This is a genomic window from Pseudoduganella rivuli (assembly GCF_009674485.1).
In the GTDB taxonomy this organism is placed as follows: domain Bacteria; phylum Pseudomonadota; class Gammaproteobacteria; order Burkholderiales; family Burkholderiaceae_D; genus Rugamonas; species Rugamonas rivuli_B.
Genome location: NZ_WKJJ01000068.1, coordinates 1 through 460, shown reverse-complemented (window position 1 = coordinate 460; position 460 = coordinate 1). Strand labels below are relative to the sequence as shown.

Genomic DNA, 460 nt, shown 5'->3' with positions numbered 1-460 from the left:
CGGCCCAGGTTGTCGAATACCCGCGCCAGCTGGCGCGACAACGTGCCGCTGGCATCGCGCACTTGTTCACCGGTGCGGTTGCCCAGCTTGTCGAGCGTATAGCCGATGCTGTTGCCGAGGGCGTCGCTGACCGACACCAGCCGGCGCGCATCGTCGTAGCCATAAGTGATCATGCCGCCCTCCGGCAGCGATACCCCGGTCAACTGGCCCACGTTGTCGTAGGTGTAGCTGGTGGTCATGCCCGCCGAGGTCGTGCCGGACAGCCAGCCGCGCAGCGTGTAGCTGAAATCCGTGGCGCGGCCATTCGCGTCGGTGATACGCCCCACACGGCCATGGGCGTCATAGTTCGACAAGGTCGTCACGTGACCAAGCGCATTGGCCACGGTCGCCAGGTTGCCATTGGCGTCGTAGCTGTACGTCACGGTGTCGTCCGCATCGGTACGCGGCCCCCGCGCGGTCA

1 pseudogene is annotated in these 460 nt (G+C 66.1%); it reads right to left on the bottom strand.

From position 1 onward, the window contains the following. Nucleotides 1-460 (bottom strand): annotated as a pseudogene (locus GJ700_RS34730) (hypothetical protein); the annotation flags it as partial.